The 18,931-nt window shown below is 40.3% G+C and carries 15 protein-coding genes; 3 read left to right on the top strand and 12 right to left on the bottom strand.

Annotated elements, in window-relative coordinates:
- Nucleotides 1-27: 27 nt before the first annotated feature.
- The 3 genes from SALPA_RS13255 to SALPA_RS13245 form a co-directional block, all read right to left on the bottom strand.
- On the bottom strand, nucleotides 28-411 hold the full coding sequence (locus SALPA_RS13255) for a type II toxin-antitoxin system MqsR family toxin (protein WP_145094726.1): 384 nt from the start codon (nucleotides 409-411) through the stop codon (nucleotides 28-30).
- Nucleotides 412-524: 113 nt separating this feature from the next.
- A complete protein-coding gene (locus tag SALPA_RS13250; RefSeq protein WP_145094723.1) occupies nucleotides 525-806 on the bottom strand; it encodes a DUF1643 domain-containing protein in 282 nt (93 codons plus the stop codon).
- Nucleotides 791-1,339 carry a group II intron maturase-specific domain-containing protein gene (locus tag SALPA_RS13245; RefSeq protein WP_145094720.1) on the bottom strand — a complete coding sequence of 183 codons (549 nt, stop codon included), beginning with the start codon at nucleotides 1,337-1,339 and terminating at the stop codon, nucleotides 791-793. The genes SALPA_RS13250 and SALPA_RS13245 overlap by 16 nt, the downstream gene beginning before the upstream one ends.
- Nucleotides 1,340-2,020: 681 nt before the next feature.
- On the opposite strand from SALPA_RS13245, the gene SALPA_RS13240 reads away from it, so the two are divergent.
- Together SALPA_RS13240 and SALPA_RS13235 are read left to right on the top strand one after the other, a co-directional pair.
- A complete protein-coding gene (locus tag SALPA_RS13240) occupies nucleotides 2,021-2,701 on the top strand; it encodes a GNAT family N-acetyltransferase (RefSeq protein ID WP_186451060.1) in 681 nt (226 codons plus the stop codon).
- A gap of 62 nt (nucleotides 2,702-2,763) precedes the next feature.
- Nucleotides 2,764-3,705, top strand: a complete 942-nt coding sequence (locus SALPA_RS13235; protein WP_145094714.1) for a hypothetical protein — start codon at nucleotides 2,764-2,766, stop codon at nucleotides 3,703-3,705.
- A 332-nt stretch (nucleotides 3,706-4,037) separates the two neighbouring features.
- Here the strand turns inward: SALPA_RS13235 and ltrA are convergent, their stop codons facing one another.
- From ltrA to SALPA_RS13185, 8 genes are all read right to left on the bottom strand, one after another.
- The gene (ltrA, locus tag SALPA_RS13230; RefSeq protein ID WP_145092090.1) at nucleotides 4,038-5,462 is read right to left on the bottom strand and encodes a group II intron reverse transcriptase/maturase; all 1,425 of its coding nucleotides are present in this window, start codon (nucleotides 5,460-5,462) and stop codon (nucleotides 4,038-4,040) included.
- Between the two features lie 1,150 nt (nucleotides 5,463-6,612).
- The gene (locus tag SALPA_RS13215) at nucleotides 6,613-7,140 is read right to left on the bottom strand and encodes a nitroreductase family protein (protein ID WP_145094708.1); all 528 of its coding nucleotides are present in this window, start codon (nucleotides 7,138-7,140) and stop codon (nucleotides 6,613-6,615) included.
- 216 nt (nucleotides 7,141-7,356) lie between these two features.
- Complete coding sequence (locus tag SALPA_RS13210) at nucleotides 7,357-9,717, bottom strand: autotransporter outer membrane beta-barrel domain-containing protein (protein WP_222427981.1); 2,361 nt, start codon at nucleotides 9,715-9,717, stop codon at nucleotides 7,357-7,359.
- 749 nt (nucleotides 9,718-10,466) lie between these two features.
- On the bottom strand, nucleotides 10,467-11,789 hold the full coding sequence (locus tag SALPA_RS13205) for an MFS transporter (protein ID WP_145094702.1): 1,323 nt from the start codon (nucleotides 11,787-11,789) through the stop codon (nucleotides 10,467-10,469).
- A gap of 35 nt (nucleotides 11,790-11,824) precedes the next feature.
- Nucleotides 11,825-13,090 carry a lactate racemase domain-containing protein gene (locus SALPA_RS13200; protein WP_145094699.1) on the bottom strand — a complete coding sequence of 422 codons (1,266 nt, stop codon included), beginning with the start codon at nucleotides 13,088-13,090 and terminating at the stop codon, nucleotides 11,825-11,827.
- Nucleotides 13,091-13,450: 360 nt separating this feature from the next.
- Entirely contained in the window at nucleotides 13,451-14,107 is a 657-nt protein-coding gene (locus SALPA_RS13195; RefSeq protein WP_145094696.1) for a Crp/Fnr family transcriptional regulator, read from the bottom strand.
- Nucleotides 14,108-14,665: 558 nt separating this feature from the next.
- The gene (locus SALPA_RS13190) at nucleotides 14,666-16,096 is read right to left on the bottom strand and encodes a hypothetical protein (RefSeq protein ID WP_222427980.1); all 1,431 of its coding nucleotides are present in this window, start codon (nucleotides 16,094-16,096) and stop codon (nucleotides 14,666-14,668) included.
- A 287-nt stretch (nucleotides 16,097-16,383) separates the two neighbouring features.
- Complete coding sequence (locus tag SALPA_RS13185; RefSeq protein WP_145094693.1) at nucleotides 16,384-16,929, bottom strand: flavodoxin family protein; 546 nt, start codon at nucleotides 16,927-16,929, stop codon at nucleotides 16,384-16,386.
- A gap of 119 nt (nucleotides 16,930-17,048) precedes the next feature.
- Here SALPA_RS13185 and SALPA_RS13180 point away from each other — a divergent pair, with 119 nt between their 5' ends.
- The gene (locus tag SALPA_RS13180; RefSeq protein ID WP_222427979.1) at nucleotides 17,049-17,390 is read left to right on the top strand and encodes a helix-turn-helix domain-containing protein; all 342 of its coding nucleotides are present in this window, start codon (nucleotides 17,049-17,051) and stop codon (nucleotides 17,388-17,390) included.
- A gap of 288 nt (nucleotides 17,391-17,678) precedes the next feature.
- On the opposite strand, the gene SALPA_RS13175 is transcribed toward SALPA_RS13180, so the two are convergent.
- Nucleotides 17,679-18,803 carry a radical SAM protein gene (locus SALPA_RS13175; protein WP_145094690.1) on the bottom strand — a complete coding sequence of 375 codons (1,125 nt, stop codon included), beginning with the start codon at nucleotides 18,801-18,803 and terminating at the stop codon, nucleotides 17,679-17,681.
- Between the last annotated feature and the right edge of the window lie 128 nt (nucleotides 18,804-18,931).

Here is an 18,931-nt window from a genome sequence, read left to right as displayed (position 1 = left end):
GTAACCGTTTCTTCTTTAGTGTAAAACTCAGTTATATGGATAATTTAAAGGGAACTCTGCTTCATGGAATGACATACAAACCACTCTCCCTCTAATTTTCAGCTTAATATATACTTGTACAGGTTTATCTACAATAGGCGGTAATATAAATTGACCAAAGATCAGAAACTCGCCGCCTATCTCTTTATTATGGTCATTGTCTGTATAAGAATAATTGCTAACATCTAACCTCGATATTTCGTCACAAACCATCTGGTGATTAATTCCATATTTTTCTCTAAACTCTCGTGTTTTATCTCTAATTCCTGTTTTCTGAACTATAGATAAATTATTCGGATCAGTAAGTAACTCCCTAACTTTCTGCAGAAAATTCCCAACATCTTCCTCACTTTCCGTCCATCCCCGCTGCAAATAAATCACCGCCAATGCTGCTATTCTTTAATACTATTATATACAAATCATTATAAAAAAACAACAAAATAGTATCAAATGATACTATTTTGTTGTTTGTCGAATTTTGACTATCATGGATTCGTATCAAATTCTGTTACAGACTTCACTGAGAACCTTTCCAATTTCCAACTCAAGCGCATTCGCAGAAACAAAGGATGAAAGCTGATCATCTGCATTTTGTCCGCAAATTCACCTAGCTTCTCCAGAAAATATTCCTGGCGTTTCTGAACAGCCTTACTGGTATCTCCCACCTTGCCCCAGGCAATAATGATTGCATCCACCCTCGCTGCCGAGGCCAAAATTTGCTCCAAATTCTCCTGTTCGACTTCATCCTTCACTACTCTTTCTGCCATGATGATTTCCCATCACTCGGCTCCTCAGTAATTTGGCCGTATCTTTCGGTACCTCCGACTATCTTTAAATTGACTTTAGTCGTTTTGTCATGACAATGTTGATGAAGAAGCTTGGATTCCATTCGATAACGGTTCTTTCCCGCCAAAGCAATCTTATTATTAGCAATCGCCAATATATCCTCTTCTTTGAAATATAATCCACAATGAGCGCATTTACCTTGCTGCTTCTTTAATAAATTGGCAAGTTTGTCATTTATCTCTGGATACCTTCCCATACGCGTTGCCCAATACACCCACTCACCATCGAACGGACTACGGTTTCCTAGCACCTTGACATGGCGGCGAATTGGCGTTTCATGATGATTTAGTAACTTATCTGTGTCTTCTGCCTTAAATTCGACTTTTCCGTTCCATCGTTTCCAGTATCGGCTATAAATCCACTTTTTCGATTTATCTGGATGCCGGCGTTTTGCCCAAGCCCACAACATTTGAAAGGTTGCGTAATTGGCTTTTGAGAATGTTTCCTTAGATATTGTTTTGCGTGAACGTCAGAGCCGCACCATCCGCCGGGTTTCTTGAGAGTAAATACTGGTCGGCGTACCAAACGCCAGCCTCAGTATCCTTTCCATTTTGGGCAAGCCCATTAGTCCGCGTCAGGGGGCTTGTCGGAGTTCACGGCGATTCAAATGTGCGTTCACTTTCGTTACTCATGGTTCACCTGTTAGCGGGGGTTCCCAGTCAGACTCTGAGTTACCCGCGTTTCACCCATGCATTCGTCGGTTTGATAGTCATTCGCACCAACGTGGGTAACACATTCCCTGTTTACCTCAGGGGCTGGGAATTGAATGGTTATTCTCACCCAACATCAAGTATCAAGTTGTCAGGCCGGACGCGTGAAAAGTTTCCACACTCCTGCCTCCCCTCCATCCCAATGAGTGGCCTTTGCCACTTAAGTTTCGGAGGAACGGGTCGCACGATACGGTTCTCCGTATCGGTTATAACGGCAAAACAGGACACCGAATCGCCTCATTGCCCTGCAAAATTTGTTCCCATCGTCCTGAGCCAAAGAACCGTCACCTGACTCATCCCTTCGATTCTATTTTTACTATATTTGCTAAAAATAACTAATCCAACTTTATTTCTCTATATATTTGTAAAAGTAGTATAATAAGGGGTAAGGAATTTAATTACGTATCTTCATGGGGGCCTTTATAGTGAATATTGATTTAATTTCTTTTAAAGTTTGGTCAAGTAGACTGGAAACTCCTAGCGTAAATAATCCAATGCGTAGGGATGAAGATAGTTGGCCAGAATTTGGTGAACCAGATGAATTGCATGCTGCGCATATTACCATTGAGCCAATCTTTACTGAATTCTCTACTGATGGGGATATGATTCAACATAATCTTGGTTTTTTACATGGTATTTACTTTGATATTCCCTCTGCAAAAGAAAGCGGTGACAATGTTTTTGATGTATTTGATTGTATAAGCGGAGACACATCCGATTTATATAGAGTCCTTTTTGATAGTGATGGAAATTTAATAGATGAATACGTTGGCATCACAAACACAATCTTTTACCTAGATTTACTTTATATTAATGATGAATATAGAAATCAGGGGGTCGGAGGCAAATTAGTGGATATGATCAAAAAAATTTTAAAGTATTCTTTGAATCTTGAGGCTGGTTGTTTAATTGTTAATCCGATACCTATTAGAAGAGTAAATGAACATGAGTATTCACTTATTGATGATGATAAAGAAGAAAAACGATTAACCAATAAGTTAAAATTATTTTATAAAAAACTTGGATACAAAAACATGCCTAACGAAACCTATATGTATATAAATACAAATTATAGAATTAGAAAACTTTCCGTTATTAAAAATTAGGTATATCTGTGTTTTTATATTTACCTAGTGTTTGTTAATTAAAGAAAAAAGGGAGATTGGAATTGAACTCTTTAGATAACTATATCATTGAGCATCTTATTCCCAGATTAAATTCTTATAGCTTAAATAAAAAAATCGTTTCCATTGTGGCCGAAGACATAAATAACAGACTACAGGCAATAATTAATCGCTGGAACGATCCATATTTCCGTCGTACAGTATTATTCACCGGAGTCGAAGAAGCTAATTTTTATTCCCCGCAAGCAAAACTAGATATTAAATCAATAGTCGTCTTAGGAGTCCGAAATAGTTTACTTGAAGATATTGCGAGTACTAATCAAGAAGCTAAAAAATTTGCTCTTGAAAAACCAGTCATTCAAGATGAACACATTATCCATTTTACTGGGGATGCTATTAGATGTTTTAAAGATGTAAACTTTGAAAAACTAGCTCAAAACATTCAACCAGGTGATAGTAATCCTTATGAGCATTTGAAGGACCACTATCCATTCGCCTGGGCCGCTTTATGGGCATTAACGAAAACTATTGGTAATGAAAGTCGTTTTCCGCCCGTTAGAGAAAGCAATACTATAGACTATATACCAACTATTATTCGTCCCTTAGCAGATCAAAATACAAATAAAGTAGAAGCAACTATAATGAGCGGAATGGACCCTACAATAGACAATAACCTTCTAAGAAACCTACAAGCAATTGCCAATAAGCATGTAAATATATTTTTTGTAGACTCCTTTAAAATGCTAAGTCGTAATCCAGATAAGTTATTTAAGGTTATTGATTTTGTCCTCCGTCACGGCTCAAGTTTCGTAAGTTTCAATTACTTTATTAATAACGGCTACGTCAGTCGCCGCAGGAGTTTACTAAAGCCTGCACATTTAACGAAAGAAATCCGGTATAAACTTCATAAATCGGATGGACTTACAAAAAATCACCGTGACGCGTTAAATAATGTTAAATCAAGTTTATGGCGCTGCTACCTCTAACGTTGCCATGTTTTACAATGATTCTCTCTGTTCTTCAGAAGCGCGGGGACAGGGACTTTGTTTCAAAAATCTTTTTACATTAAAAGCTTGACAAGTTTCCGTGTTTTTCATATTTCTTGTCGCATTTATCCATATCTTTATAATATACTATAGGATTTGTAACATTTGGCCAAATTAATGGCAACAATTTATAAATATAAAATAATATGTCTATCTTTAAAAAAATGCCTCATTAATTGCAATCTCTAATCGGGTAGGAAGCTGACCCTTAGTGAGTCAGCCGACCTCCCACAGAACCGTACGTACCGTTCGGTATACGGCTCCTCCTATGTTTACGCACAAACAGACTCGTAGTAATCAAGAAAATTGAAATATCCTGCCTTCTTAAGTCTCTCGGCAGAGATGGCTTTGGCAACAATCGGGTTACGGGCAACATGCCAGTACCCTTTTCTTATGTTTGCACCTTCCCATGCTACCCAGTCCACTATTCCCAGTTTCTTAAGCATAGCGTATCGCGTCCTTATCCTTTTCCACTGTTTCCAGACAACCATCCGGATACGTCTCCGTAACCACTGATCTGTTGTTTTCAGTAGATTCTTCATATCTGCAAGTTTAAAGTAGTTCACCCATCCAGTTACAAACTGTTTGAGTTTTTCCTTCCTCTGCTCATATCCCATTCCGTTGCTTCTTGATGTAATTTCGCGAATCCTCGCTTTCATCTTTATAATGCTTTTGGGGTGTACTCGCAGACCCACATTTCTGTTCTTGTTGATATAGAACGCGTAACCTAAGAATTTGACCTTGCCTACGTAGGCTACTGCTGTCTTTTCCTTGTTCACTTTGAGGAATAATTTCTTCTCTATGAACGGGATTAGATTTTCCAGTGTCCTTTGGGCCGCTCTTTTGCTTTTGCAGAAGATGAGCATATCGTCTGCATAACGGACGAACCTGTGCCCTCTTCGTTCAAGTTCCTCATCTAGCTCATTCAGAAGGATATTTCCACAAATTGGACTTAGAGGTCCCCCTTGCGGTACTCCTAGTTCCGTTTCCTCGAATCTGCCCACACGCGTAATAACTCCCGCTCTGAAATATTTATGAATTAGAGATATGACTCTCCCATCCTTTATACTCCGTGACAGTACCTCTATCAGCTTGCTTTGGTTCACAGTATCAAAAAATTGTTCCAAATCCATATCCACAACGTACTTATACCCGTCGCAAATATTATTCTGACATGCTTTGAGAGCATCATGGGTGCTTCTTCTTGGTCGGAATCCGTAGCTGTTGTTCGAGAACTTTGGCTCATAGATTGGCGTCAAAACCTGCGCTATTGCCTGCTGTATGACTCGGTCTACGGCTGTTGGTATTCCCAACTTTCTCATTTTCTTCCCGCCATCTTTGGGTATCTCCACCCTCAGTACAGGTTGAGGTCGGTATTTTCCGTCCTTGATGGTTTGCCGGATTTCCTCCCCGTTGTCTTTGAGATATGATAGAAGATCTTCCACCTGCATCCCATCGACTCCGCTTGCCCCTTTGTTCTTCTTAACCCGCTTGTATGCTTGGTTAAGATTATTTGGGGCAAGGATTTCTTCCAGCAGTCCACATTCTAGTCTGTTGGCATGGGTGCTGTTATTTTCAGTTATCCCTGAACCAGTAAGCGCTCCCGCATACTCTTTGTGCTCCGCACTATCCCTTTGCGGCCAACCACCTTTGTCACAGTGTTTTCTGCTATTGTTCCGATTCCTGGTAACATTCATTTACTAACACCTCCAAGGGTTCCGCCCTTCACAGTACCGTCGACGGTACTGCTAGTATGGCTTCATCTGACTCCTCACGACAAATCTTATTTCAACCGGCTTTCGCAAATATGCTTCCACCGTCCGTGAGGCCTCCCCGGGTAAGAACGCAGTCTTTCGCTCCATCTACCTGCCGCATTTACACAGACTGATTCCGTGTAGTTATTGGACTTCGACTTGTTTAGCAGCCTTATCCTCAATTTGTGCCTGATGCGGTTTCTGTTCGTCAGGCCAGAGATTTGCCGCCGCCTTCCTTCACACTCCATCTCACGATGGACGCACTTGGCCTTGGCTATACACTTCCCACTACCGGGCGTGTTCGGGACTTTCACCCGTTAGACTGCGCCCATGCCGGGCGCACTAAACAAAAAACCTCAACCCTTGATTCCAAAGGATTGAGGTTTTTCCGCCATTACCAATGATACGGTTCTCCCCGCCTAATCATAAACTCCCGGTGTTATAGTTTTTCTGTGAGCCCTGTTATTGTTAAATAGCCTGCCACATCAACGATAACCTACAAGGTTTGCTCCTGACTTTAACAACATCCAGGTACTGCCTGAGTTTTTCAGTAAAAATACCATCTGCTGATTGGCAGAATCTAAGAGATAGTCTTGGGCAGGCAAAGCCGGCTCATAGATAGGGTCCGGCAATCAGTAAATGTATAGCCCGTAAAAATTACGATATTCAAGCCCCTGACCGTCAGTTACACTGCTGTTTTTCTGGCAAAGCTTACAGAGTATATCAAGCCCCGGTCAATTGGAGAATCCCAAGGGTTTCGCCTAAATAGGCCCATGCAAAAGCAAAGTTGTATGCTGTTTCACTGCATCCAGCAGCAAGGCAGTTTCACCTTCCTGGGCCAGCAGCGAAGCATAGGCCGTCAATCCGAGTAACCCGCATTCTATAAGGGTTTATGTCATTTTTTGACTCGTTAGAACCATCCCTGCGAGTCATAATACAATGGGTATCGCACTCCGCTGCAGATGAAAATAACTGCTTAGCTGCGAGCGCGTTAGCAAACGAGGGATTCTGCGACTCTACTGAACATTGGTAATGTCATGTCACAAGGAAAAAGCACAAAACTATTTACAGCCCCTAGTTCGCAAATCCGAATCTAAATTCTATTTACTGAAATCTTATCTTTTTTCTCGCGTTTTTCTAATGGAGTAGTGGGATAACCAATAGCCAACGCCGATAGGATTTTATATTGAGCTGGAATATTCATTTTTTGTATCAGTTCTATATTATCACGTAATTTCCCTAAGCATCCCCATATATAGGTACTGCCTAGATTCAATGCAGTTGCCTGCAAGATCATATTTTCGATTACACAACCCACGTTAGCATATTCAATACAGTCCTCTGATAAATCTGTTGCAGATAAGAAGATAATCGTTGGCGCTCCATAAAATGGATCAAATAAATTACCTGTCTTACGTGAAATCACTTGAGTTACCTCACGAATACGCTTGAGTAAGGTTGGATCCTGCACAACAGTAATATGTGTAGTTTTATCATCCCCCGCAGCCAACGGCGCTGTCTGCGCGGCATCTAATATTTTTTGTAAATCTGATTCCTTGATTTGCGTTGCCTGATATTTGCGTGCAGTTCGCCGTAAATATAAAACCTGTTCAAATTCCATGTATTTCACCTCATTGTCTTTTTAGTTGCTACCTTCATTATTATACAACAAAAATAGACTGTAACCACTGTGTAGGTGCAATACTATTGGTGTTTCTCCGTCCAATGTATTTTTTCCGGTGACATGAAAAACCAGCTCCACTAAATATTATTCCGATCAGGGGAACGGCAGACTAAAGTGGCGTTCCCTATTCGTGCGATATGAATTTCTTTTGGCTTAAAAACTCCACCGGCACCCGGCATTTAACTGCCAGTTACTGCTGATATCGCCGCCGAACAGTTTCTCTACGTTGATATAGCCATTGCTGTGGTCACTTAGTTTTGCGGTGGCTCCCAGGATAAATTCGTACCACGTGCCACTTAAATACTGGTTATAGTTTAAATTATCTGCTTTGATATTTTGTTCGCCTTTAAATTCATGTAAAACCGACAGCGATGTATACAGTTGAGTCACATTATTTAATTTTTTCCCTGCGCCAAAACCTATTCTGCCGATTAGGCGAGTCAGGCTGTCTTGTTTTACCTTCAAGCCTGAGCTTGTTGTATAATTGACGCTGTTAAAATGCCCAAAAGTTAATTCTGTCTGCGGTTCGAGATACCAACCATTTGTCAGTTGTTTTTTATAGCCATATTCCACAGATAAACTATCTGTACCGGTGCTATAGTCTGCCGTGGAGTAGTTGTTGCTTAAGTCAGTGACATGATAATTACTGCTTAACCAGCCATGTTTGGCGATAATATCGTAATAGTGCCCGTCTTTACCCAGCCAGGTTTGGTATAAAGCCACATCACTGACCTCACTATCTCCGCTGCCATGATAAAAACTGTTATCGGCCTTGGTGTAGCTTAATGCGCCACCGGTGTAGATTCTGCCATCGCTCGTTTGTCTGCTCTTATCATAACCCATCTGCATGCCCTTGTAATCGGATTCTACAGGGGTATATTTGTTATTAGTCACATCACCGCTATATACCCTTGCCCAGATACCGTCTTCTTTCCCGGGTGCATTCCGCAGGTCGCCAAGACGTTTTCTTAGATGATTGACGCTGGTCTGCATCAGCTCTGCCTGTCCACTGGCTGAACTTGCGGCTGCTTTGGTATTGCTGCTGGCTCCGATAGCAAGACTCGTCAAGGTGGTTCCGCTAAAATTAGGGGTAAGGGAATACGCACCACTATCAGTGGTGACTCCGGTTACGGTTAGGTTGCTGCCTCCTGTGATTACGCTGATTGGAGTATAACTGGAGCTATACAAGGTGGTCGGCTGGGTAATTGCCGCCAGGCTGCTGTCATAGTTAACTGCTACTTTTAGATTACTTGCTGAACTTAAGGTGCCAATTGTAATGATATCGCCCGTATTATTCGCCACATCAGTATTCATAGTAAAGGTACCTCCCATACCATTCAAGGTGGTAATAGCCAGGTTCCTATAGGAGCTTGTCCTGTTTGCATTATCCCAGGTTAAATTGACAATGCCGCCAGCTAGATTAAGGGCATTAATGGTGTTTAGAGTTGTAGAATAAAGACTACTATTATATGTAATGATACCATTTCGGTTATCATAGACGGGCTGCCATACGGCATTGTTGGTCAGAGTCAGATTTACGGTACCACTACCGCTTGTCACGACATTGCCTTGCAGAAAAGAACTGCTGTTATTCAAGTTAAGATTGATGAGGCCGCCTGTTGCCACCACATCACCGGTGAGTTTGATGGTATAAGGATTTCCGTCAGCTTGATTAATATTGATCGTCCCACCGGTTGCATATAAGGAATACGCATAGGTATCCTCACTATTTGCGGTCGCCGTTGCCCTGATAGTTGCATTTTTTTCGAGGCTGACTATGCCAGTACCAGAATTATATATCCCATATGCATATGCAGCCGCATACGCATACGTACTTGCAGCACTACCACCTGTTGCTGTTGCTGTTATAGCGGCATCTCCGCTTATAGTTGTTATTGCAGCATCACCAGAATTATCTATCCCATACGCATATGCATTCGCAGTCGCGCTAGAATTAGACGTGGCGCTGCCACCTGTCGCTTCTACTTGTATATCGGCATCTCCACTTATGCGTGTTGTTGCATCAGTGCCATAATTATATATCCCGTATACATCCGCATCCGCAGTCGCAAAAAAACCAGTCGTATCGCTGCTACCACCTGTTGCTTTTACTATTATAGCGGCATCTTTACTTACATTTGTTGTCGCATTAGTGCCATAATTATATATCCCATACGCATGCGCATTCGTACTCGCATTGAAAGACGTATCACTACCACTTGTTGCGGTTGCTGTTATAGCAGCAGATCCACTTACACTTGTTGTTGCACCAATACCATAATTATATATTCCATATGCGTCCGCATACCAAGATGTTGATTTTGCCTCTGCCGTAATCGTCGTTAGCGGATTACCAAGAATAAAATTACTATACTCTCTATTGGAAACACCAATTACATTAATATAATCAGTAGCCGTTTTTGTAATCGAAATTTCACTGGTATTTAAGGTAACATTATCGCCTGGGACGCTATATCCTACTTCAGCAGCATAAGCAGGTTGTATTGTAAACATACTTCCCAAACATAGCGCAAGTAGAATTTTCCTTCTTAAGATTTTTTTTTGCACTTCCTCCACTCCCCGTTATCCATATCCCTTGTTATTTATTTTTGAGTATACCTCAGCTATGTTGAGTCTGGATAGGACAATCACGCTGTCTTACTATGACAATCCTGCTGAATTATTTCACTTTAGAACCACAGTTTCCAATATAGCCGCCCACTGCCGCCCTTGAAGCAGGTCTGATTTCATACGGTAAGCCGGATGATTGTCCAGATCGATCATTTAGCAAGCCGCTAATGAAAGTCACGAAGAAGAGGCTACGAACTATTCCGTGTAGTTCGTAGCCTCTTCTGACTGCTGTCCTTTTTCTTATTGTCGAAAGAACCGTCTTTGGCTTTCACTTAATGAACCAGCATGCGGATATCACCGGCTACCTTACTTCTGTTTCAGTTAACTCAAAACTGTCTAAGTTAAAGCCGCACAGCTCACGCAGCCTTTTAGCAAACGTACGGCTTACGAAATGTTGTCTTTAAGACCGGCAAGGCAAAGGGAATATGCGTTTTTTAAAAAAGGGGGCACTATATTCAATTTTGTCCAGGACATGCCACGGGGACAGTGGTTGCGTCCAGCCTGTGGCATAAAGACAGTACTACCATCTATGTCTTACTCCAAAAACAGTAATCCAGCTTTTCAGCTGGATTACTGTTCTATTTATTGCCAAGTATAGAATCATATTAAATTTTCGCAGCAGTTTTTAGATATCAAGTCTTTATATTACTGTTTTGCGTTCTAATCGCAACCTCTTTTTCAGGAATAGCTAAAACTGATATTGTTGCAAATAAAGCAAAACCTGCCAACACATACATTCCGGCCGATGTTGATCCTGTCATATCTTTTAGAAAACCTACAGCATATGGCCCGAAAAAGCCACCGAGATTGCCGACGGAATTAATAATACCGATACCTACTGCTGCCGTTCCCTCGCTTAAAAATGAGCTGGGCAACGTCCAGTAAGTACCTACGAAACTATATATGCCCGCCGTGCTAATGCAAATAAACAACATTGACAGCCATAAATCTTTCGTCATAGTCAACGCGATCAAGCTGAAAAAACTGAAAAGGATAGGAATACCTACGTGATAGCGCCGTTCTTCCGTCTTATCCGAATGCCTGGCAACAAGCACCATGGCAATTACGCCAACTATATACGGCAAAGTCGAAATAAGACCAATTTGAAAATTGGTAAGTGTTTGCGATAAAGCACGTAGAATTTGCGGCATCCACATTCCCAGGCCGTATAGTGCCATAATATAGCACAGATAAGGAACACACATGTACCAGATGCGCGGTTGAGAAAACACAGCCCATTTTGAAACTTGCAGCTTCTTGCTTTTTGCTTCATGCTCCTGTTGCAGTTCTGCTATCAGCCAATCCTTTTCTTCCTGAGTTAAAAATTTAGCTTGCTCAGGTCTGTCAGTTAATACGAAGAAAGTGGTTATTCCCAAAACAACTGCGGGTATACCCTCAATAATAAACATCCAGCGCCAGCCTGACATACCATACCAAGCAACATTATCCATGATCCAGGTGGAAAGTGGGCCGGTCAAGATGTTAGAAATAGCCATACCGCACATAAATAACGATATTGTCCGTCCTAAATGTTTAGCTGGAAACCATAATGTTAAATACAAAATCATACAAGGATAAAAACCTGCTTCCGCCACACCGAGTAAAAAGCGCCAAATTGCTAAATGCGTTGCTGTATCGGAAAAAGCAGTACCGATCGTTACGATGCCCCAAGTGATCAGTATCCGGGTAATCCAGACACGGGCACCCACTTTATGCATGAGCACATTACTGGGTACTTCGCAAAAGAAATAGGATATAAAGAAAATCCCGGCAATAATCCCAAAGGCACTTGCACTTATACCCAGTTCCTTGTTCATCTGCAGTGCCCCAAAACTGATACAAAGCCTGTCCATCATAGATACTACGTAAAGCAGCATAATATAAGGTACTATTTTCCATCGCAGTTTGGTCATAAGCTTGTTTTGCATTTCTTCGGTAAATACGGTGTTAGTCATAATTGCCTCCTTTTGTAATTTAAATTATTCCAAGGCTATAGCAGGTTGCCCTTAGAATCAAAATTCATTGCCAATGGTTGCCCCAATATCTCCAGGCCATCTTTCTGTTTCGCTTCGGCTAACAATGTTTCCGAAATTTCCAGCTCACTAATTTCCAACGTATTTTTTATTCGAATCACCTTATGCTGCCCTGGTTCAACACAAACGCAGGTCTGTACTGCTGCCGCAATCGCCTCCCGGTCACTTTCCAGCGTCATTGGTATTTTGACCGTTGCTAACACAATTTTCGATGTAAAGGCATTCATATAGCCTTTTTCATAGTCAATTTTTGAAACCAGCTTACGGGTGGTTATATCTGCCATACCGACACCTAAAGCATTACCTTCTGTTTCCGGCGTAAGGTCAAGCGCCACAAGTCGTTGATAAGCAAGATCCCCTTTTATGTCGACAGCATAGCGTCCGGTAATATTGGGATCCATACCGTCACCACTAATGTTCTTACCCAATTGATCAACAATTAACACATCAAAATTAGTAAACGGTATCTTCGGCATTAGCTCAAATGCCTTTTGTAAAAGCTCAGGCTCTCTTTTTTCAATTAACTGTTGGGGTATGGCTTCAATCATCGCCACCTGCTCTTGCGCGTTTTCAACAATAGCCAAACCAAATAAAACCGGCAATTTGCGGCAAACTTGCAGATAAGCTGCATGCAGTAACGGCCCAAAACCATTTACACTAAACCTTGAATGCAGTGCACTGGCACCACGCTGCTTACCGGCACCAATTGTAAGCATTTTTATGACACCGCTCTCATGGTAATAACGAAACGCAGTGTGGGGTTTAACTCTGGCAATAGGAATAATCCCATCGGCACCAGCAGCATTGCGATCGAAATAAACCGGTAAGCCGGAGCTTGCTCGTCCAAGTTCAACAGTATCCATGGAAGATATAATCGGCGCACCGACTTTCTCTTCCGTAATACCTAAACTCTGCAATACTTCGATCTGCCCCTCGGCAGTTGCTCCTCCATGGCTTCCCATGGCCGGAACAATAAAAGGCTCTGCCCCCTGCCTTTTCAATTCTCTAACGGTAATTGCCACTATATCATCAATCTTCGCAATTCCACGACTACCCACTAAAACAGCAATGCGAGCACCCGGTTTAATAAGCTGAGCAATCTCTTTTCCAGCTAATTGTTCGCTCACAGCAGCTTGCAAATTAGCAATATGCCCCGCTGAAAAATTTTGTCGTACTTTGACCATTCTCGGTAAAGGTATACCTGTTAAATAATTTTCTAGCATTAATTCGCCCCCGTTTCAATTTTTTACCTCAAAAAATATAGTTATTGTTCTGATAAATAATCGCGATTAATTGAACAATTATTTCTTACGGGCTAAGAATGCTGCAATACAACACTAATACGTAATTATCTGACTTATTCATAATAACACTCTATTCAAAATTTTTCTGTTATTTGCTTGACATCTTAGTGCTTATCAAAAACCAATATAATGTAAAGTAAGTTACATTTCCAAAAGGAAAAAACGTATGAGTAAAATTTTCATTTTACTCATACGTTTTTTTCCTTCGATAAGCTGGAATGGTTGTACACTTTTTACTGTTTTTGAAGCGACTCATTAAAGTTCAACTTGCAGCATATATTATATTTCCCCTAGGGATTTTGCTCTCAGTTTGTCCGGATAAATTGCCTCTATTTGCCTGCCTTTCATTTCTATACATCCAAGTTTTTTAAAGGAATTCATAATGCGACCCGCCGACTGCCGTGTGGTACTGATAATGGCAGCGAGCTCTTCCTGCGTTAATTTGATAGACACCTTTACTTTATCATTCTTTTTGTTGCTAGATTTCTCCGCTAGATTGAGGAGGGTCAGTGCCAGCCTACCCGGCGCCTGTTTGCAGACATAGTTGAGCATAGTTGTATTTGCCTCCTGGAGGCGGTGTGCCGTTAATGTCAAAAACTTACGAAGTATGCTGGGATGTTTATCTAAAATAACATACAAATTTTTGAGTTCAATAGCATAGACGTCGACTTCTGCTAACACTTGTCCAAAGCATTGCCATGAGCTCCGGCAAAATATTTCAGAGATACCAACAAATTCACCCTTGCTTCTAAGTCCTACAGAAACCCGTTTACCTTCGTCTGTCATGCTATAAATATTGACCCACCCTTTGTCAATATAATATATTTCATTGCAAACTGCCCCTGCGTAAAAAATGATCTGGTTCTTTGGGAACTTCCGTAGATGCCCACTCTTCAATATCAGAGTTAACTCTTCTGAAGTCCAAGATGACTCCACATCCTCACCTCTGTTTAAAAATCAATATCGATACTTTCCCCGCGTTCTTTATCACTCAATAACCGGAAAAATCCTCTTTTATTTATTCGCTAGTCGGCGGCAGAATTACGTCATATAGAGCCAAAAATAACATACCTTGAGGCTTACTACCTGTTTTTCCCAGGGTGCCATGGGGACAGGTTGCTGACATCCTTCATTTTCCACTCTTTTTAGGTAGATATATTCTCCCCTTTCCTATGTGAGGTTTATTCGGGATGCTACCCATTTATCTAGAGGAATCGCCCCTACCGTGTAGAGTGTAATTGGTAGTACCCCTGAATTTAATTATAACATAGTATGATTTACCACTTGTTAAAAAATTTCTTTTATAAGCCTATTTAAAACACGCCTCTGTGCCCTCACACAATCACAGGCATTCTCTCCTCCTTTTCCATACGAAAAATAGCACTATCTTTTTTGAAAACACCTACTATGAACTCCTAACTACATGCAAAAGCAAAACCACAACCCCTGCATTTTCGCAAAGGTTGTGGCCATTTTCGCAGTTAGTAGTCCCCATCATTCAGTAAATGGATATTCGATAGACCTGGAGTAAACTACGCATGGTACAATGTTACCTGAATACTGTACATATAAGGGCCCCCATGACGGGTTACCATCATGCATCGTCTTCAAAATAGCCTGCATGCGTTTAAATATGGACGGGATGTCGGCGTCTTTGACAAGGGCGGCCATAACAGCGGCGGCAACCACATGGGTTGCATAAATATTTTGTTTATAATCTATAGGCAATGGATTATCCGTAATTAATAGAGAACGTAAGTAATTAGTAATGTTTTCATCCTGATTATACCAGTTTTGGATCTGCGCCAAATTATGATTTTCCAAGCTTTGCAATGTTGTACGCATAATCGTGGACGCAACAATTTTGGTGGATTCCCGGGCGTCTTCGACATTTATTTTTTCCCCTGCAATGTTGATTTCCGAAAGATCTTTATTGGTTTCAGCTTCAATAATTTTTGCCCAATTGTCTGCACCACTGAAATTAAGCAGTCCTACCGCTGAGGCAGCCAGGTAACCCCTGAGAATATCTGCGGGATGTAGGTCAGATTCGGGTCCATTGTTTCTGAGAACAGGCTTACCTATATACGCATAATTTAACCCGCGAAAATATCCAATTAATCCGATCCCTGCCGCCGGACCCATATTGAGTATTCCTAAAATATCGGAAGCTGTTTCATCAATTCTGGCAGACCAATATTCGGGTAGTCCATGACCAATGTTTTTTTCTTTCAGCGCAGAACGAACAGCTTCTTGTAATTGAGCGGTTAATCCGGTGTCTGCATGTAAAATGTCATGTCCTCCGGTTTCATGCCCTAGTGTAGCCCAAGCGAGGAGCCCCCCTTTAGCATTAGCGGGCGGAAGATTTACAATTGATGTTTGTATCTCAAAAGTTGTAGTGGCGTCTATCGGCCACGTATACGGGCCAAAATTAGGATTTCCCCATTTTACAAGAGGTGGAATCACACATTTGTCCGGTGGCTTTACCCCGGTTCTGTTTTCAGAACTTAAAAATCCGTCATAAATATCGCTGACAACTTCCTGAAAGGCATCTGTAGCCCATTCGCAATATCCCTCGCCATTTTGTAGAATGGCATGAGCAATATCAATCATCATACCTGCCAAGCCAGTTTTCATGCGATCCATAAGAAGGATTTTATTAAATCCTTCTTCACCTAATTCATCCAGGCATTTAACATAAGGATTAAATACCGCCTCACGATAAAGAGGAGGAAGTTTTCGGTTAGCTTTTTCCAGCCGGTCCCTTAATTCTTTAAAATTTTCCGGATCTTCCGGCCCAGTATCAGAATCTAAAGCTGCATTTTTTACATCTTCAATACACTTTGACAAATTGCCAATATCCGCCAGCGTTGTTCCAAATTCCTCTGTAATCAAGTGTAATTTTGGCAATAACGGGTTTTTGTTCATGGTATCACACCTCTCCGAAAATGTAGAATAAACTTTTAGGGCTTACTCTTCCCCCCCTTAGAAATAGATTATTTACATTATCAAAATGTGAATAAATGGAAATGTCTTTATTATATATTAACACATTCGATAATTCATTCCCATTGGAGTCCGGACGAAAAATTGGTATAATTTGGGTGGTTATTTTGAGTTAAGATAGTTCTATCACTTTAACATTAGAATAAAAAATGTCCCCACCCCTTCATTACGCAAGGGTTGAGGACATTCTTCACCATTACCAGTGGCCATTAAATATTATGGCCCATTTTTTCTGCAAGAACAAGATAGTTAGTAGATAATACATCTCCTTTATTAAGCACACCGGGAACAATCAGCTGACCTCTATCTGTCCATTTTTGATAGTTCGCTATCCGTTCATATGTGGTAATAATACCGTCAAATACGGCCTCATCCTTCTCTTCTCCACAAACCAGAAGCATACTTTCTTTTATATTCTGTTCCTTTTTTCCAATAATAAACGAATAGGTTTTATCTATGAGCGCCTTAAGCTGAGTGGGAAATGTAAACCAATAAAGCGGCGTTATAAAAACGATTACGTCTGCTTTTTCCATAAGAGGAGCAATACTATTAAAATCATCATCAAATGAACAAGGCTTCCCTTTACTGTAGCAGGTATCACAAGCTTTGCAACCCATAATATTTTTTCTACCAGCTTCACATTTAACTACTTCGTGTCCTGCTTTGGCTGCTCCTTTTATAAACGCATCAGCCAATAAATCACTATTACCTCCAACTCTCGGACTACCAGTTACTACCAGAATACTCTTTTTCACTGTTCATTCTTCCTTTCTTTAATTGATATCATTGAAAACAATTAAAGTATAAATTATAATATGACATTAGTGAAGTACGCACATTAAGGTAATGTACTAACCTGAAAGGAAGTGTAAAAATGTCTATTGAAGATTGCAGCCCAACTGGTATCAATATAAAAGATACCGATTTCGGGTATACTTTATCGCTTATTAATGGTAAATATAAAATGATTATTATGTATTGGCTTGCTGAATATAGGTCAGTTATGCGGTTCAATGAGCTTCAACGTTCTATTGGTACAATTTCCTTCAAAACGTTAAGTAAAACACTTAAAGAAATGGAAGAAGACCAACTAATAGTACGCAAAGAACATCCTCAAATCCCACCAAAAGTAGAATATAGCTTATCGGAACGTGGAAAATCGCTTATTCCAATCTTAGATATGATGTGTATCTGGGGTGGCAAAAATCGTTTATAAACATTCTTGATACGGTCCCGAAATTGAAAACGCTCCCTCCCATATTTGCGGGGCAATCACCAGCTTCTTTTTTAGAAACGAACAAAAAAGAAGCCCTCAAACCTTGAAAATACAAGCTTTGAGGACACTCTGCACCGTTACCAGTGATACGGTTTTCCGTCGGGTCAAACGGCGAATGTTTTAGTTCAAACGATCCTTTTAGCGCCGTCTTTCAGCGCTAAGAATTCAACGGTAGTAATTCTCATTGTTTTCCATACCTTCTGTTTGGTTTAGAGTATTCACACCATTCTAAAAATCTATAATTTCTGGTTGATAGTCATCAGGCAATTCTTCTTCATCTAAAAATTTAAAATTGTCATCATTCAGTATTGGTATAAATATTTCGTATGGTATCATAGAAAACTCACAGGCATAATTACTGGCTCCGAACCACATACCCGTTTTGCTACTCAAATTTAAACTTCTTGCAAACTTTGTGTAGTTTGAGCAATCATGAACTGCTAAATCCCAGTTTTCTTCATCAGCTATTTTCATGAATTTCAAAGTTAATTCCCTACTCCAGATTGGAGATATATAACCATGTCGGGAAATATACATATTTTCCCCATAATAATTGTTTATGTTATTCTCATTTAAATGTAATTCCGCACAATTGATAAAATCGAGTTTTGTCTCGAAGATTGCTTGCTTTTTCTTAAAAAATACTTCGAAAAACTCAGGAGTCATTGGAGTTTCAATACCTACACTTTTAATATATTTTTTCGCTAAGCCAATATTTTCAATTACTTTGTCCGAACAATTAGAAGCACCTAGGTTGAAACGTATCTCATTAAGACCGGCTTCACCTAATGCTTTCAATGTCTCTTCTGTAGCTAAAGTGCCATTTGTGTATAAATGTTGATAAATTTGAGCATCACTAAATTTCTTTATAACCGAATAATATTTTTCAATTTCCATAAAAGGTTCTAAATAAACGTAGGAAATGCCAGTGGGTTTTTGGTGAATAGAAAGAAGCAAATCCATATCCTTCTCGTAAAATTTTGTGCCGCCAATTTCCCACATACCTTCTCCAACTGGATGAATATCTTCTAGTTCCCCATAATTATAACAGAACTTACACTCTAAATTACATTTGTTCGTTTTCCTAATTGCACTCAAACCAGTACCCAACAGACAAGAGCGGCATCCTTTGGGGAATTTGCTTTCATTTCCTACAAAAAAAGTCCTATTTTCCAACGTTTTTAAACTTCTAATTTCCGACATCAATAGTTCATTTCTATGATCAATTGCTGCCTCAATTTGCGCAAAGGTAGAGTAAATGATTTCTTCATGTTTTATACTAATTTCCTCTTCCTCAGGCAATTGTGAAAAAAAATCAAACCATATCAACGCATCTTTCTTGGAAATTTTCATAACGTATCCGCCTATCTACTTAATCTAATACTTTACATTATTCGCCAAGTGTGAATACCATTTAAAAATCGGTAGTTGAGCTTGATTACTTATTCTTATAATGAGTAATCAAACCATAACATTTAAAT

The sequence above is a fragment of the Sporomusa sp. KB1 genome, from assembly GCF_007830295.1.
Classification (GTDB): domain Bacteria; phylum Bacillota; class Negativicutes; order Sporomusales; family Sporomusaceae; genus Sporomusa.
This window is presented reverse-complemented; position numbering and strand designations above follow the sequence as displayed.